This is a genomic window from Ruegeria sp. H8 (assembly GCF_056532905.1).
Genome location: NZ_JBQFNY010000001.1, coordinates 994,580 through 1,010,291, shown reverse-complemented (window position 1 = coordinate 1,010,291; position 15,712 = coordinate 994,580). Strand labels below are relative to the sequence as shown.

Annotated in this window: 14 protein-coding genes; 8 read left to right on the top strand and 6 right to left on the bottom strand. The window is 58.7% G+C overall.

What is annotated here, in order from left to right:
* The first annotated feature begins 11 nt into the window (after positions 1-11).
* The 5 genes from ACR0A2_RS04970 to ACR0A2_RS04950 all read left to right on the top strand — a co-directional run bounded on the left by ACR0A2_RS04970 (position 12) and on the right by ACR0A2_RS04950 (position 5,285).
* On the top strand, positions 12-2,837 hold the full coding sequence (locus tag ACR0A2_RS04970; protein ID WP_480834230.1) for a helicase-related protein: 2,826 nt from the start codon (positions 12-14) through the stop codon (positions 2,835-2,837).
* 6 nt (positions 2,838-2,843) lie between these two features.
* Entirely contained in the window at positions 2,844-3,209 is a 366-nt protein-coding gene (locus ACR0A2_RS04965; protein ID WP_480834229.1) for an RNA-binding S4 domain-containing protein, read from the top strand.
* Between the two features lie 66 nt (positions 3,210-3,275).
* Entirely contained in the window at positions 3,276-3,614 is a 339-nt protein-coding gene (gene fdxA, locus ACR0A2_RS04960) for a ferredoxin FdxA (protein WP_152457680.1), read from the top strand.
* A gap of 282 nt (positions 3,615-3,896) precedes the next feature.
* Positions 3,897-4,406: a CarD family transcriptional regulator gene (locus tag ACR0A2_RS04955; protein WP_152457681.1), complete on the top strand. Its 510-nt coding sequence runs from the start codon at positions 3,897-3,899 to the stop codon at positions 4,404-4,406.
* 117 nt (positions 4,407-4,523) lie between these two features.
* Positions 4,524-5,285 (top strand): ion channel, encoded by a 762-nt coding sequence (locus ACR0A2_RS04950; protein WP_152457682.1) that lies wholly within the window; start codon positions 4,524-4,526, stop codon positions 5,283-5,285.
* On the opposite strand, the gene cobS is transcribed toward ACR0A2_RS04950, so the two are convergent.
* Positions 5,282-6,094 carry an adenosylcobinamide-GDP ribazoletransferase gene (gene cobS / locus ACR0A2_RS04945; RefSeq protein ID WP_480834228.1) on the bottom strand — a complete coding sequence of 271 codons (813 nt, stop codon included), beginning with the start codon at positions 6,092-6,094 and terminating at the stop codon, positions 5,282-5,284. The genes ACR0A2_RS04950 and cobS overlap by 4 nt on opposite strands.
* A gap of 30 nt (positions 6,095-6,124) precedes the next feature.
* Here cobS and cobT point away from each other — a divergent pair, with 30 nt between their 5' ends.
* Positions 6,125-7,135, top strand: coding sequence for a nicotinate-nucleotide--dimethylbenzimidazole phosphoribosyltransferase (gene cobT / locus ACR0A2_RS04940; RefSeq protein WP_480834227.1), 1,011 nt, complete (start codon positions 6,125-6,127; stop codon positions 7,133-7,135).
* Between the two features lie 30 nt (positions 7,136-7,165).
* Here cobT and ACR0A2_RS04935 read toward each other — a convergent pair whose 3' ends face one another.
* Together ACR0A2_RS04935 and ACR0A2_RS04930 are read right to left on the bottom strand one after the other, a co-directional pair.
* The gene (locus tag ACR0A2_RS04935; RefSeq protein WP_480834225.1) at positions 7,166-9,046 is read right to left on the bottom strand and encodes a monovalent cation:proton antiporter-2 (CPA2) family protein; all 1,881 of its coding nucleotides are present in this window, start codon (positions 9,044-9,046) and stop codon (positions 7,166-7,168) included.
* A 20-nt stretch (positions 9,047-9,066) separates the two neighbouring features.
* Positions 9,067-9,522, bottom strand: a complete 456-nt coding sequence (locus ACR0A2_RS04930; protein WP_152457686.1) for an Lrp/AsnC family transcriptional regulator — start codon at positions 9,520-9,522, stop codon at positions 9,067-9,069.
* A 147-nt stretch (positions 9,523-9,669) separates the two neighbouring features.
* Between ACR0A2_RS04930 and hppD the strand changes: the two genes are divergently transcribed.
* On the top strand, positions 9,670-10,767 hold the full coding sequence (hppD, locus tag ACR0A2_RS04925; protein WP_480834224.1) for a 4-hydroxyphenylpyruvate dioxygenase: 1,098 nt from the start codon (positions 9,670-9,672) through the stop codon (positions 10,765-10,767).
* A gap of 89 nt (positions 10,768-10,856) precedes the next feature.
* Here the strand turns inward: hppD and ACR0A2_RS04920 are convergent, their stop codons facing one another.
* Positions 10,857-12,806 (bottom strand): hypothetical protein, encoded by a 1,950-nt coding sequence (locus ACR0A2_RS04920; protein ID WP_480834223.1) that lies wholly within the window; start codon positions 12,804-12,806, stop codon positions 10,857-10,859.
* A gap of 164 nt (positions 12,807-12,970) precedes the next feature.
* Here ACR0A2_RS04920 and ACR0A2_RS04915 point away from each other — a divergent pair, with 164 nt between their 5' ends.
* Positions 12,971-13,666 carry an SIMPL domain-containing protein gene (locus tag ACR0A2_RS04915; protein WP_480618681.1) on the top strand — a complete coding sequence of 232 codons (696 nt, stop codon included), beginning with the start codon at positions 12,971-12,973 and terminating at the stop codon, positions 13,664-13,666.
* Between the two features lie 2 nt (positions 13,667-13,668).
* Here ACR0A2_RS04915 and ACR0A2_RS04910 read toward each other — a convergent pair whose 3' ends face one another.
* Both ACR0A2_RS04910 and ACR0A2_RS04905 read right to left on the bottom strand, forming a co-directional pair.
* A complete protein-coding gene (locus ACR0A2_RS04910; protein WP_480618680.1) occupies positions 13,669-14,379 on the bottom strand; it encodes a GNAT family N-acetyltransferase in 711 nt (236 codons plus the stop codon).
* A 2-nt stretch (positions 14,380-14,381) separates the two neighbouring features.
* Complete coding sequence (locus tag ACR0A2_RS04905) at positions 14,382-15,674, bottom strand: O-acetylhomoserine aminocarboxypropyltransferase/cysteine synthase family protein (protein ID WP_480834222.1); 1,293 nt, start codon at positions 15,672-15,674, stop codon at positions 14,382-14,384.
* Positions 15,675-15,712: the final 38 nt, after the last annotated feature.

Sequence of the window (15,712 nt, the reverse complement as noted above, 5' to 3'; positions counted from 1 at the left end):
AGGGGGCGAATGTGAGCGGGTCATCCCGAATCGTGGCCGTACTTGGCCCGACCAACACTGGTAAAACCCATTACGCTATTGAACGCATGCTGGGTCATCGGACCGGCGTGATCGGTCTGCCGCTGCGCCTGCTGGCGCGCGAGGTCTATGACAAGATCGTTGCGATCCGTGGGCCGTCGGTGGTGGCGCTGGTCACGGGTGAAGAACGGATCGTACCGCCCCGCGCCCAGTATTGGGTGTGCACGGTTGAGGCGATGCCGGAAGGCATGGGCGCTGATTTTGTTGCCATCGATGAGATCCAGCTCTGTGCCGATCCGGAACGGGGTCACGTCTTCACCGACCGTCTGCTCAGGTCTCGCGGCACGAACGAGACATTGTTCCTGGGCTCGGACACAATGCGTGGCCCGATTTCGGCGCTGGTCCCCGAGGCGCAGTTCGTGCGGCGAGAGCGGATGTCACAGCTGGTTTACTCGGGCTCCAGAAAGATCAGCCGGATGCCTGCGCGCAGCGCCATCGTGGGGTTCTCGGTTGAAAACGTCTATGCCATCGCCGAATTGCTGCGCCGCCAGAAAGGTGGTGCCGCGGTGGTCATGGGGGCGCTCAGCCCGCGGACCCGGAATGCACAGGTGGACCTGTATCAAAACGGCGAGGTTGATTACCTGGTTGCCACGGACGCTATCGGGATGGGGTTGAACCTGGATGTGAACCACGTTGCGTTTTCATCCCTGTCCAAATTCGATGGGCGCAGGATGCGTCCGCTTGCGCCGAATGAGCTGGCGCAGATCGCAGGCCGGGCAGGTCGCGGGATGTCGGATGGCACCTTCGGCGTAACCGGAGAGGCCCCGCCGCTGGACGAGGGCGTGGCGCAGGCGATCATGGAAAGCCGGTTTACGCCGATGAAAAAGCTGAACTGGCGGAATGCCGCCCTTCGGTTCGGCTCGATTGATGCGCTGATCGACTCGCTTGAGGTCAGCCCGGATGATGAACACCTGATCAAGGCCCGCCCTGCTGATGACCTGAACGCGTTGAAATCGCTGTCGCAAGTGACCGAGGTTGTCGCCCGTGCAAGCGACGGCCCGTCCATCCGGTTGTTGTGGGATGTGTGCAGAATCCCTGATTTTCGCGGTATCAGCCACGCGGAACACGCCAGCTTGCTGGAGGTGATCTATGGCCATCTGCATGAACGGGGATCCATTCCCGACGAGTTCATGGCACGGCAGATCAGACGGATCGATCAGACCCACGGCGATATCGACGCTTTATCTAAAAGATTGGCATATATTCGCACGTGGACATATGTTGCGCAGCGGAAAGGGTGGGTTCGTGACGAATCACATTGGCGTGACGAAACCCGCACTGTAGAAGACAGACTGTCCGACGCTCTGCACGAGCGTCTCACGCAAAGATTTGTGGATCGGCGCACATCCGTTTTGTTGCGCCGGCTCAAACAGAAGGAGGCCCTTTTGGCCGAAGTAAATGACAAGGGTGAAGTGACCGTCGAAGGCGAATTCGTCGGTCGTCTGGAAGGGTTCCGGTTCATCCCGGACAAAAGCGCGCAGGGAACCGAGGCGAAAGCTCTGAAATCGGCGTCTCTGCAAGCACTCGCGCCGCAATTCCATCTGCGCGCCGATCGCTTCTACAACGCGCCCGATACTGAAATTGATTTCACTGATCAGGGTGGCCTGATGTGGGGTGAATACGCCGTTGGCAAGCTGGTTGCCGGGGCGGAACCTCTCAAACCCATGGTCGAAGTGTTCGTTGACGAAGCTGCGGGGCCGGATGTCGAGCAGAAAGTGCAGCGCCGTTTGCAGCACTTCATTGACCGCAAGGTGGCCGCTCTGTTCGAGCCGCTGCTGAACCTGTCCCGCGATGAGGAACTCAGCGGCCTTGCCAAAGGATTTGCTTTCCGCATGGTCGAAGCGTTGGGTATCCTGCCCCGCGCCCAGGTCGCACAAGAGGTCAAGGATCTTGATCAGGACGCCCGCGGCGCCTTGCGCAAGCATGGTATCCGGTTCGGCCAGTTCACCATTTTCATGCCGCTGCTGCTGAAACCGGCCCCCACACGTCTGCGTCTCGTGCTCTGGGCGCTGTCCAGCGGGTTGCAGGAATTCCCCGAAGCGCCGCCTCCGGGCCTGGTGACCGTGCCGGTCGCCAAGGATGCACCGCAGGGCTATGACACCATGTGTGGCTACCGCGATGCAGGCGAGCGTTCGATCCGTATCGACATGTTGGAACGTTTGGCGGACATGCTGCGCGCAGAAGACAGCCGCGGCGGATTCGAAGCCAAACCCGATATGCTGTCGATCACCGGTATGACGCTGGATCAGTTCGCAGACCTTATGCAGGGGCTGGGATACAAGGCGGAACGCGGCGAGCGGCCGAAAGTCAAACCTGCACCGGTCGAACAGCCGGCGGCAGCTGAGGCGGACAAACCGACCGCCGAAGAAGCCTCGGCAAGTGAAGTCGCGGCAGAAGAGGTCGCCGCACCCGCCGAGGCGGCAGCCGAGGCCACCGACGGCACCGAGGCGGCAGCCGAGGCTGGCGCGGGCAGCCTTGCCGCAGAACCAGTGTCAGACGAACCCGAGATTGAAGTGTTCTACACCTTCACCTGGGCCCGTCAGCGACAGCCCAACCGAGGCCCGCGCCGCGAGCAGGGGCAGGGCAAGGGCAAACCGCGCGGCAAACCGCAGGATGGCCGTGGCAAACCGCATGGCAAGAAGGGCGGCAAGCCTCAGGGCGCCAAGACCTTCTCGTCGCGGCCGCCGAAAAAGGAAAAGGCGATTGATCCCGACAACCCGTTTGCAGCCGCGCTGATGGGTTTGAAGGACGGCAACTGATCCGAAATGGCCGAGGCCAAGCTGCGGATTGACAAATGGTTGTGGCAGGCGCGGTTCTTCAAGACCCGCAGCCTGGCCGCCAAACAGGTCAGCGGCGGTCATGTCAGGTTGAACGGAAACCGGGTGCAAAAACCGGCGCAGGCCGTGGCCCCGGGCGACGTTCTGACCTTTCCTCAGGGCCGTATCGTCCGCGTCGTGCGTATCGAAAAAATCGGGGATCGCCGTGGTCCGGCCCCCGAAGCGCAAACGCTGTATTTGGATATGACCGAAAAACAGGACGTTCCACCCAAAAATCCGGGGTTTGAGGGAAAAGGTCGCCCGACAAAGAAAGTTCGCCGTTCACTTGATCTTTCTCGCACCGAAGATCGCTGATCATATCTTGAAGAGTAGGCCAGACTGAATTAGCTAAACGCTCAAACCGCAAACGGGAATCCGATCATGACCTATGTTGTCACCGAAAACTGTATCGCCTGCAAATATACCGACTGTGTCGAAGTATGTCCGGTGGACTGTTTCTATGAAGGTGAGAACACGTTGGTCATCCATCCCGACGAATGCATCGACTGCGGTGTTTGCGAACCGGAATGCCCAGCCGACGCGATCCGCCCCGATACTGAACCGGGCATGGATCAATGGGTCGAATTCAATCGCAAGTACTCGGAAATGTGGCCCGTGATCGTCACCAAGAAAGATCCGCTTCCCGATGCGGAAGAACGCGACGGTGAAGAAGGCAAGATGGAGAAGTATTTCTCGGAAGCACCGGGCGAGGGTGGTTGAACGATTCGCGCTCAAACCCCTGTTTGAAGCGCAAAGAGCGCGGCACAACCTGTTGAAAACAGGTTGAATATGAAAATTTACCGTGGGGTAAACTTTCGGGTGTCGTATTTTTGTGATATACTTGGTTCTTGTATGATGACCGAGATTGGGATGCGCTCCACAAGTATGCTCGCTTTGGAGATTTGAATTTGTGACAATATCGCCGCCTGTCGGGGCTGAAAAAGTCCCCGCATGTGGTGCTTTTGTTGTCTGCGTCCCGTCCGCAAGCAAGGAAAAAACTGAATGACAAAGTCGAAAAAGCTCGAGTTCCGCCCGAACGACTATGTTGTCTACCCCGCCCACGGCGTAGGCCAGATCATCTCGATCGAAGAACAGGAAGTCGCGGGATTCTCTCTGGAGCTGTTCGTCATCTCATTTGAGAAAGACAAGATGACTCTGCGCGTGCCGACCAACAAGGTCACCGAATCCGGTCTGCGGTCGCTCAGCTCGCCCGACGTGATCAGTCAGGCGATGAAGACGCTCAAAGGAAAGGCAAAGGTCAAACGCGCCATGTGGTCGCGCCGTGCTCAGGAATACGAGCAGAAAATCAACTCGGGCGATCTGATCTCGATTGCGGAAGTGGTCCGCGATCTGCATCGCACGGACGATCAGCGCGAGCAGAGCTATTCCGAGCGTCAGTTGTACGAAGCTGCCCTGGAACGCCTGACCCGCGAGGTCGCGGCGGTTTCCGGCGCCGGCGAAGTATCCGCTGCCAAACAGGTGGACGAAGTTCTGACCTCTCGCGCTGCCTGACAGCGAGTTCGATATGACAACAGGCCGCTCCACCATCGGGGCGGCCTTTTTCGTGGCTTGGTGAATTCCGCAAGTACCGCTAATTTCACTGTATATGCAGCAAGCTACAGGGCGGACATGAAGCAGACAGTTAGATATCTGTATATCGGACATGACCCGATTTCGGTCTGGTTTCGGTACGCTCTGATCCTGTTCGATGTTGCGACAATCATTTTCTTTGTCGCAACGGCTCACGTCCCTCATGGTCCCGGCTTGGTCCTTGCAAGCCAGTTGATCGGTTTTTTGATTTTCTTGGACTTCTCTGCGCGGCTTTGGATTTCAAAGGATCGTTGGAAGCTGCTGCGCCAGATTTATACGCTGGCGGATATTGTCGTCATCGTCTCGCTGGTTCTGGATCCGTTCCTGACGGGCAACCTGGCTTTCCTGAGGATTCTGCGGGCCTTGCGCCTGATCCACTCATACCATCTGCTCAGGGACTTGCGACGCGACAGCAGCTTTTTTCGCACCCATGAAGACGCGGTGATTGCGGCAATCAATCTGATGGTATTTGTCTTTGCCACCTCTACGGCGGTTTTGGTGTTCTTCATTCCGGAAGACGCCCAGACGCCTTACATAGACGCGCTGTATTTCACCATGGCCACCCTGACCACAACCGGCTTCGGCGACATCACGCTGAGCACCCCTTGGGGCAAGCTGTTCTCGGTGTTCATCATGGTCGTGGGTGTCGCGTTGTTTGTCCGTTTGGCGCAGGCGATATTCATGCCGCAGAAGGTACGTCACAAATGCCCAAGCTGCGGGTTGTATCGGCATGATCCCGATGCCGTGCATTGCAAGCATTGCGGTGGAACACTGCGGATCGAAACAGGCGGCGTGTCCTAGATCTGCGCGCTGATGGCAAGCAGAAACGCGATCTCGGCCAGTTGTTGCGATGCCCCAAGTATGTCCCCGGTCTGGCCGCCGATCTTCTTGCGCGCTGTCAGCGCCAAGATGGCAGCAACCAAGGCGGCAGAGAAGATGGCGGTGATCGCCGCACCTCCGCACAGGAAAACGGCGATTGGAACGGCCAGGCCCAAGGACATGCTGACCGAAATCGCGCCGGGGGTTCCCACCGAATGGCTCAGCCCCGATTTTCTTGCGTTTGGCAGGGATGCCATCAAAACCGGCATCACGGCGCGTGAGAACATGCAGGCTGCCAGAATCGCCCAAATCGACCCGGTTGCCAAAATCGTGGCAACTGCCGAAACCCGAGCAAGCTGAGAAAAAACCAAAGCGAGAACACCATAAGTTCCGATCTGGCTGTCTTTCATGATTTCAAGTCGACGTTCAGGGGTGAATCCGCCCCAGAGCCCGTCGAACGTATCGGCAAGACCGTCCTCGTGCATCGCGCCCGTCGTCATGATCAACATTGCAACCAACAGGGTCGCGGCAACAAAAGGGGGCAGATGAAAGACCATTGCCACCCATCCGACCAGACAGGCAATCGCTCCGACGGCCAGCCCGGCGATGGGGAAGGCCCATGCCGCCTGTGCCTGCCGTTTGAATACAGGTTCCGGCAATCGGGGCAGGGGCAGGCGGGTCAACAGCACCAGAGCCAGCGGAATATCCCACAGGGAAAAGGGATTGGTGTCGTTTTTATGCACGCCCGTGCCTTTCGGGGTCTTGTTGGATTCGATGCTTCGGTTAAACACACAGGACCACTCTGATGCAATGAGGCTTTCATGTTGCCTGAACTGAATGATTTGAACGCGTTCCGTGCTGCGCTTGCAGCGGCTCCGGGGCCGGATGCCGCCGCGGCGCAGGGCGCCGCAGAGCGAAACGGACAACTGACGAAACCCCCGGGCGCGCTGGGGCGACTTGAAGATTTGGCAATCTGGTACGCAGGATGGCGAGGAGATGCCCGGCCGCAGATCGCGGCGCCACAGGTCATCGTCTTTGCCGGAAACCACGGCGTCACCGCACAGGGGGTCTCGGCTTTTCCGTCGGAAGTGACCGTGCAGATGGTGATGAACTTCGAACATGGAGGTGCGGCGATCAACCAGCTGGCCCGGTCGGCGGGTGCAACGATGGATGTTCACGCGCTGGATCTGGACAACCCGACCGCGGATTTCACCCAGGCACCGGCCATGACGGAGGCCGAATTGCTGGACGCGCTGCGCACCGGCTGGCAGGCCGTGGACCCGCAGGCTGATCTGCTGGTCGTGGGCGAAATGGGCATTGGCAACACCACCCCGGCAGCCGCCATTGCCTGCGCGCTGTTCGGCGGTGACGCGGCCGATTGGACAGGTCGCGGGACGGGCGTCGATGATGCGGGGCTGACCAACAAGACCCGCGTTGTGGCCGAAGGTGTAGCGTTGCACAGGTCAGAGGATGGCCTTGAAATCCTGCGCTGCCTCGGAGGTCGTGAGATTGCGGCGATGGCAGGGGCGATTGCCGCCGCGCGGATATTGCGCATTCCTGTGATCCTGGATGGTTTCATCTGTACCGCTGCCGCTGCCTGCTTGTGGAGGCTGTCGGATACCGCGCTGGATCACGCCGTGGCCGGCCACCAAAGCGCCGAGGCCGCACACGGTGCCGTATTGGCGAAGCTGGGCAAGGAACCGCTGCTAAGCCTTGGTCTTCGGCTGGGCGAAGGCTCGGGCGGGGCACTGGCGATCAATATTCTCAAAAGCGCCGTGGCCTGCCATTCCGGTATGGCAACCTTTGCCGAGGCAGGAGTGTCTGACGGTTGATTCATTGCCTGACCCGGGCACAGGCTTGGGTCAGGCGGATTTCTTGGCGTGTTTTTCGGCCAGTTCCAGCAGCGCGGTTTCCAGATCCTTTTCCAGCTGCTGTGCACGCTCGATGTATTTCTTGTTTTCGGCAGTTGGCAGACCCGGGACCCATAGTTCGGCGAGATCGCGAACAGACATCCGGTCATGGTGATAAAAGGTCTGTTCCGCCTGTGCGGCCTCGTACTCACTCAGCCCGACATTCTCCAGAACATAGCGGCCCGCGCGCAATGAGCTGTCGAAAAGTTCCCGCACGATGTCATTGGCGCCAGCCTGATAGAGCTCGTACACATGGGTCCGGTCGCGGGCGCGGGCGATGATGTGCAGGTCAGGGCGCTGCCGTCTGGCATACCCGACAAGCCGCGTGACTTGCTTGTGGTCATCCATGGCGGCGACAAGGACCGACGCTTTTTCCAACCCCGCAGCACGCAGCAATTCAGGGCGTGTAGGATCGCCCAGAAACCCTTTGACGCCGAAACGGCGCATCAACTGAATAGTTTCGATATCATGGTCCAGCACAACCGTCTTGAACCCGCTGGCCCGCACCAGCCGGTTTACAATCTGCCCGAACCGACCAATCCCGGCGATGATGACGGGGCCTTTTTCGTCAATTTCGTCCGGCACAGGTTCTTTGGAAGTGTCGCCGATCTTTCGCGACAGAAGATCGTAGATGATAAACAGAAGCGGTGTGATCAGCATCGTCAAAGCGATGATCATCAGCATTTTTTGGGACAGGTCGGGGGGGATGACATTCTGTTGCGTGGAAAATGCCAGCAGAACAAAACCAAACTCACCCGCTTGCGCCAGCCCCAAGGTGAACAGCCAGTGATCGCGCCCACGCAACTTGAAGGCCTTGCCTACAAGATACAGGATGATCCCTTTTGCAAGGATCAAAAGAAGCGCCAGACCGATCAGGTCAAGGGGATCATCAAAGAAATAGGCAACATCAATACCGGCACCGACCGTGATGAAGAAAAGCCCAAGCAAAAGCCCTTTGAATGGCTCAAGGTCGCTTTCCATTTCATGTCTGAACTCGGAACTGGCCAGAACCACGCCCGCCAGGAAGGCGCCCAGGGCAGGGGACAGTCCGACGAGGGTCATCAGGAAGGAAATCCCGACCACGATCATAAGCGCCAGGGCGGTATACATCTCGCGCAGGCGGGTCGCGTGGATGAAGCGAAACAGCGGGCGGGTCAGGTAGACACCGGCCAGAATGACAAACACCACTGCCCCGATCGTAACCAGCGTGACGGCCCAACCCGGCAGACCTTCGACCAGAGAAAGGCTGTGATGGTCCGCGCCGTGAAGTTCTCCGGCCCCGCGGTCAATCGAACCATCCGATTCGATATGTGGCATGGCCGGCAAGGCCAGAAGTGGAAGCAAGGCCAAGATCGGAATGACCGCTATGTCCTGCGTCAGCAGCACCGAAAACGTAGCTCGACCGCCATTTGTTCGCATCAGGCCCTTTTCCGAAAGAGTCTGAAGAACGATTGCCGTGGATGACAGCGACAAGGTCAGCCCTACGGCCAGGGCGACCGACCAGGGGTGGTTGGCGTACATTGCCACGGCAGCGATCGCAGCCGTCGACAACGCAACCTGCAACCCGCCCAATCCCAGCAACTTGTCACGCATATCCCACAGGGCGCGCGGTTCCAGTTCCAGACCGATCAGGAACAGCATCATCACCACACCGAATTCGGCAACGTGCTGAAGGTTTTCCGTTTCCGCGCCGACAAGCCCAAGAACAGGACCAATGATGATCCCGGCGGCCAGATACCCCAGAACCGACCCCAGCCCCAGCCGTGCAGACAGGGGAACGGCGATGACTGCCGCTGCCAGATAGATCGAAGCCTGATATAGGAATACGTCCATAGGTGTCCTCTCGGGCCCGTTCAGGTGGGCAGGGGGGCGTCGCGTTTCAGTTGGTCCATTACGATCTGGCTATGGACCCTTGCAACGGCAGGATGCGGCAGGATGACCGAATGTAGCAAGCTGTTGAGCGCGGAAAGATCGTCACAATAGATGTGCAGCAGGTAATCTGCCTCTCCGGTCATCGTCCATGCGCTGGTAATTTCGGGGCGGGTGTCGACCATGCGGGCGAAGCTTGCAGATTGTTCAGGGCCATGAGTCCCCAGATGGACCTGAACAAAGCCTTGCACTTGCAGACCCAGTTTCAGCGGGTCCAGCCGGGCGGCATACCCGGTGATGTACCCTTCGGCCTCAAGCCGCTGGCGGCGGCGTCCTGCCTGACTGGGCGACAGGTTCAGCATTTCGCCCAGTTGGTGCGCGGTCAGGTGTGCGTCCTTTTGCAGGGCGGAAAGCAATCGCTTGTCGGTCGCGTCCAGCATGTGCGGAAAAATCCTGCCTTTATTAACTTTTATGCGCGTTTTGCGCGCCTATCGGCAGTTTACACGAAAACAATGCGCAGAAACAGCGTCATAAAAGTCATATTTTTGAATCAGCAAAGAAATTCCTGTTTTCGAAGGAGACGCGCCATGGGTCCTTTCCCACACAACGCCCCGAAATCTGTTATCAGCGAAGAAAACCCTGCCGGTACCGATGGGTTTGAATTCGTCGAGTTTGCCCATCCTGAACCGCAGGAGCTGCGTGATCTGTTCGCGAAGATGGGGTTTGACCTGGTGGCCCGCCACAAGGAAAAACCCGCCGTCGAGCTGTGGCAGCAAGGGGATGTCACCTATATCCTGAACGCGGATCCCGACGGCTTTGCCGCGAGGTTCGTGGATGAACACGGCCCTTGCGCGCCATCCATGGGGTGGCGCGTTGTTGACGCGCAAAAGGCCTATGACCATGCGGTGTCGAAAGGTGCAGAACCTTACGACGGCGCTGACAAAACCATGAATGTGCCTGCGATCAAGGGCATCGGCGGATCATTGATCTATTTTATCGATCAATATTACGACACATCGCCCTACAATCAGGAATTCGAGTGGATCAAAGAATCCAAACCACGGGGTGTGGGTTTCTTCTATCTCGATCACCTGACGCACAACGTCTACAAGGGCAACATGGACAAGTGGTTCAAGTTCTACGGCGACCTGTTCAACTTTCGCGAAATCCGCTTCTTTGACATTCAGGGCAAGTTCACCGGGCTTTTCAGCCGGGCGCTGACATCTCCTTGTGGCCGCATCCGTATTCCGATCAACGAAGATCGTGGTGAAACGGGTCAGATCGTGTCTTACCTGAAGAAATACAAAGGTGAAGGCATTCAGCATATCGCCGTCGGCAGTGACGACATTTACGCCTCGACCGATGCAATTGCGGAAAACGGCCTGAAATTCATGCCGGGCCCGAACAAGGCATATTACGAGATGTCCAAGACCCGTGTGGCCGGCCACGAGGAGCCGTTGGACCGGATGATGAAACACGGCATCCTGATCGATGGTGAAGGCGTTGTCGACGGTGGTGAGACCCGGATTCTGCTACAGATTTTCTCGAAAACCGTCATCGGACCGATCTTCTTCGAGTTCATTCAGCGCAAGGGCGACGACGGTTTCGGCGAGGGAAATTTCCAGGCGCTATTCGAATCCATCGAACGCGAACAGATCGAAAGCGGCGAGATTTCCGCAGCCTGATTGCAACGCACTGACACGCCGGGGGCAGTTCATCTGCCTTCGGCGCTTTTATGTGACGGTTGGTGCGTCAGAAGATCGATTGCCGGTTTTCAGCTGCGCGGCATCGCCAGGGTCACGTTGCGGCCCTTTTTCTGATATCGAAGCTCACTGTCGCTGATCGCGATGACTTTCCCGCCATCAAGGCGGTCTCCGATTTTCAGCTTTTTGTAACGCCCGCTGGGAAGCCGCACCAATGCGCGTCTGTTGGCTGGCGTTCCGTAGACCCCGATCAGGTTCAATCTGCGTAGGTTGATTGCGTTGTCGATCGTGGCTTGTCGCGCAACCGACGCGGTCGAAGGAATTTTGGGCGCGACGGTTTTTGGTTGGAACGATCCTGCTTCATCGGATTTCTGATCTAATGCTGCTGTGGACCCAAGGTTCGAACTGTTTGAAACAGGTGATTTGGCAGGGGCCAATCCGGCAGGGCGGGATTTGGGGCGCGGTACTCTTACGACAGCCAAGGCCGTTGGTGCATCATCGACCTGTGGCTTGGTCTGAAGGCTTTCCGGGCGCGCTTTCGGCCGCTTGGATGCCAATTCCTCCAATGACCGGCCACCCAGTTGACCGCGCTCGAAATTCTCGACCAGATCAGCAGGGCGTGGCTTGGGTCGAATGCCCGCCAATCTGTCGTCGACCTCGTCGACCACCGGTTCTTCTTCGAAACGAACCGGAGTTTCAGGCGGAACCTTGGATGGGCGCCCCAGATAAACAACGATCCCTTCCGGATTCACGGTGCCTTCCGGTGTTGGCACGACCAGGCCGTTCTCATCCAGATCAAACCGAGTGCCCGCAATGTTGGGGGATACGTCGGGTTCAAAAGGAGCGTCGGTGTCAAAACTGGGGTCGGGCGGTAGGGCAACCGCATCCTCGAACAGATCGGCGTTGTCGAGTGATGCCAGATACAATTCCTGCGGTTCAACAGTTTCGGGTATTTCCGGTGCCGCTGGCGATGTCGTGCTTATGCCCGTAACGGCCTCGACACCTTTTTGTGTCTCGGGGTCCTGAGCGACGGATTCCACCGCGGTAGGGGCAACTTTGAGGGCCTCCAGAATTGCTGCATCTGTGGCGGTCAGATCCGGCTGCGCTCCGGTCTCGGTTTCTGAGGCTGCGTTCGCAGGCTCTTCGGCGTCATCGGTCGCAAGGTCCGGAACGGTTTGTTGCGGGGCTTCCAGCGCAGCCGTGTCCAGCTCTGGTTCAGGCAGGGGCTCTGCGGCCGGTTCAGTGGCGGGAACCGCAACCTGCGCCGGGCTCTGTTCCGCCTGATCCTGTTCAGGGCCGGACCCCGATGCCAGCCAAATACCAACTAGTCCACCAACGAGAAACACAGCGGCAAAGACAGCAATGGCAGATCGGTTTACCCCTGAAGATGCATCAAGGCTGTTCGCTGTTTCCCGGGGTGCTCGGAAAGCCTCGGGTGCGGCGGTGCCGGCAATCGGATGGGTGGGCAGGCCGGAATCATCAGCCTGTTCACCTGCGTCCGTTTCCACCGGAGATGGCTGGTTTTCCGGGTGTGACAGATCGGAAGCGTCCGAGGTTTCGCGGAACAACGCCTCGCGCGGGAACGCGCCCTCGCGGTCTTCGGCAGTGAACGCCACCACCACAAAACCATGTTCCGAGGCAAAGGTCCGCGCTTCGGCCAGCGTTTCAACCGCCACGGCAGCAACACAGGTCGTGTCGCCTTCGGTCTGGCTGTCATAACTCAGTTCCGACAAGGTATAAGGCGTGGCCTCGGTCAGAGCACTTTCGATACGTTCCGTCCGGCCTTCCGGCGGCAACCCATCAGTCGAAACCTGTAGAAACCGAACCTGATCTTCTGGCAGCACGAGCTTGCAGCTCAGATCATTTTCCAGCGCAAATGCTTTTTCCCGCAACGCCTGCATCTGCCCGGACAAGTCCGGAACATCCAGCGGAATCGTACCGATGACAAACCAGTCGTCATCGGAACGGTGGTGCAGTGTTATTCCGGTCGCAGAAAAAGACAGCGCAAAGGCGGGTTTCATATTCCGGAGGAACCATAATTATCAACGTCAATGCAAACGACTTTGCGTTTGCAGGCCGACATTAAAGCAGGAACCCGCCGAGGGAAAGAAAAAGGCGGTATCTCCTCTTGTATGGCCAAGCCCTGCCAACCCATCTTAGTACAAAACAAATTGGAGTGATAACCTTGAAGACATTCGCTTTTCTGGCCGCGATGATGGCGGCTACGGCTGCCGGGGCCGCTCATGCGGAAGAACGTCGCATCAACGTTGATGCAAGCGGAACAGTGCAGATTGCGCCTGATATGGCGACGATAACCTTGGGCGTGACCCACGAAAACGCCGAAGCCTCGGCTGCGATGCAGGCGACGTCGGATGCCGTTTCCAAAGTTCTTGCGCGCCTGACCGAGATGGGTATCGAAGATCGTGACGTCCAGACACGGGACCTGTCATTGTCGCCCGTCTGGTCGGGTCGTCATGGACAGAATGGCGAGAAGCCTGAAATCACCGGCTTTACAGCGTCCAACCGCGTGTTTGTGCGTGTGCGCGACCTGACCCAACTGGGGAAGGTCATGGACGCGGTCATTCAGGACGGCGCCAATGATTTCGGGGGCCTGAGCTTTGGCGTGCAGGATCCCAAACCGATCGAGGCGCAGGCGCGCGCCAAGGCCGTCGGCGAAGCCACTGCCAAGGCACAGCAGTTGGCACAGGCCGCGGGCGTGACGCTCGGCCCGGTTCAGTCGATCTCGGAACAATCGGCAGGTATCCGTCCGATGGCAGAAATGCGCGCGCTGAGCATGGCGGATGCGGGTGGTGTTCCCGTCGCGGGCGGCGAGGTTTCGGTTTCTGTCAGCGTCTCGATGGAATTCGAGATTTCAGAATAGGGTCAATCCTTTGCACGGGCCATCAGCGGCTTGCGCTGCTGGCCCGCGCTGTCAAAATTGTCGGGCGACAGCCAGGCTTCGAATGCATCGCGAATGCGCGGCCATTCAGTGTCGATGATCGCGTACCATGCCGTGTCCCTGTTGCGGCCTTTGTAGTGAGTCGCCTGCCGAAACACCCCTTCGAAAGTAAATCCCAGCCGTTCAGCGGCATTGCGTGACGGTGCATTCAGTGCGTCGCATTTCCACTCGTACCGGCGATAGCCAAGCTCGTCGAAAACCCGCTTCATCATGAGGTACATGACCTCGGTCGATTGCGGCTTGCGTTGCAGCAGCGGCGAGAAATGGATGTGGCCGACTTCGATGGCACCCGCTGCGGGTTCGATCCGAAGATAAGAGGCCATGCCCACCGGCACTTCGTCCGCATCCAATACGGTATGAAACATCGGGTCCGCATCCATGCAGTTGGCGCGGGCCCAGTCTTCAAATTCCGGTTCGCTGTCAAACGGGCCATAGGGCAGGTAAGTCCAGTTACGGCCATCCCTGTCATTTGCAAACGCCCGAAAAAGTCCGGGCGCATGGCGATTCACATCCAGTGGCACGACAGAACAGTACCGGCCTTCCATCGGTGTATAAGGCGGCGTCGGGCGCGGAAAGTCACCCGACACCGGCAAACCGATGGGCTGGCCAAGGTCGTTTGTGTCGTGCCCGGCCATTGTCAGGCGCTGGCCTTGGCGAGGGCCTGATCAAGGTCCGCGATCAGGTCGTTCACGTCTTCGATGCCGATAGACACCCGCACGACACCGGGGCCCGCACCCGCGGCTTCCTGTTGTTCCGGCGCCAGTTGTCGGTGGGTGGTCGAGGCCGAGTGGATGATCAACGAGCGGGCATCGCCCAAATTGGCCACGTGGCTGAAGATTTCCAGCGCGTTGACCAGTTTGATACAGGCGTCATAGCCGCCCTTCACCGCAAAGGTGAACAATGCACCCGCGCCACGTGGATACTGCGATTTGACTCGGTCCTTGTACGGTGATGACGGCAATCCCGCATAGGTGACGTATTCCACGCGGTCATCCGCTTCCAGCCACGCTGCGATTTTCTGGGCGTTTTCGACGTGACGCTCCATCCGCAGCGACAGTGTTTCGATCCCCATCAGCGTGTAATGGGCTGCCTGCGGGTTCATGGTCATGCCCAGATCACGCAGACCGATGGCAATGCCGTGGAAGGTGAAGGCCAGCGGGCCAAAGGTCTCGTGGAACTTCAGGCCGTGATAGGCAGGCTCGGGTTCGCTCAGTGACGGGAATTTGTCATTCGCGGACCAGTCGAACTTGCCAGAATCCACGATGCACCCGCCTGTGACGGTGCCGTTGCCGGTCAGGTACTTGGTGGTAGAATGCACAACCAGCGTCGCGCCGTGCTCGATCGGACGGCACAGGTAGGGCGTGGCCGAGGTGTTGTCGACAATCAGCGGGATGCCCGCTGCATCAGCAACGTCCGCCAACGCACGGATATCAGACACATAACCGCCCGGATTGGCGATGGATTCGCAGAACACGGCGCGGGTGTTTTCGTCGATGGCATCCTTTACGGCGTCCAGATCATCGGTATCCACGAATTTGGCGGACCAGCCAAAGCGTTTGATCGTCTGGCTGAACTGCGTGACCGTGCCGCCATACAAACGGGTCGAGGCGACCACGTTGCAGCCGGGCCCCATCAGCGGGAACAGCGCCATGATCTGCGCCGCATGCCCGGACGAGCAGCACACCGCCCCGACGCCGCCTTCAAGCGTCGCCACGCGTTCCTGCAGAACGGCGACGGTCGGGTTGGTCAGGCGGGAATAGATAAAGCCCACCTCTTGCAGGTTGAACAGGGCCGCTGCGTGGTCCGCATCCCGGAACACATAGGCGGTCGTCTGATAAATCGGTGTCTGGCGTGCTCCGGTCGCCGGGTCGGGGCGGGCACCCGCATGAATTTGCAATGTGTCGAAACCGTAGGTCGGGCCGTCAGACATCGTGAATATCTCCTGTTGGTATCTGTCTTGCGGAATCT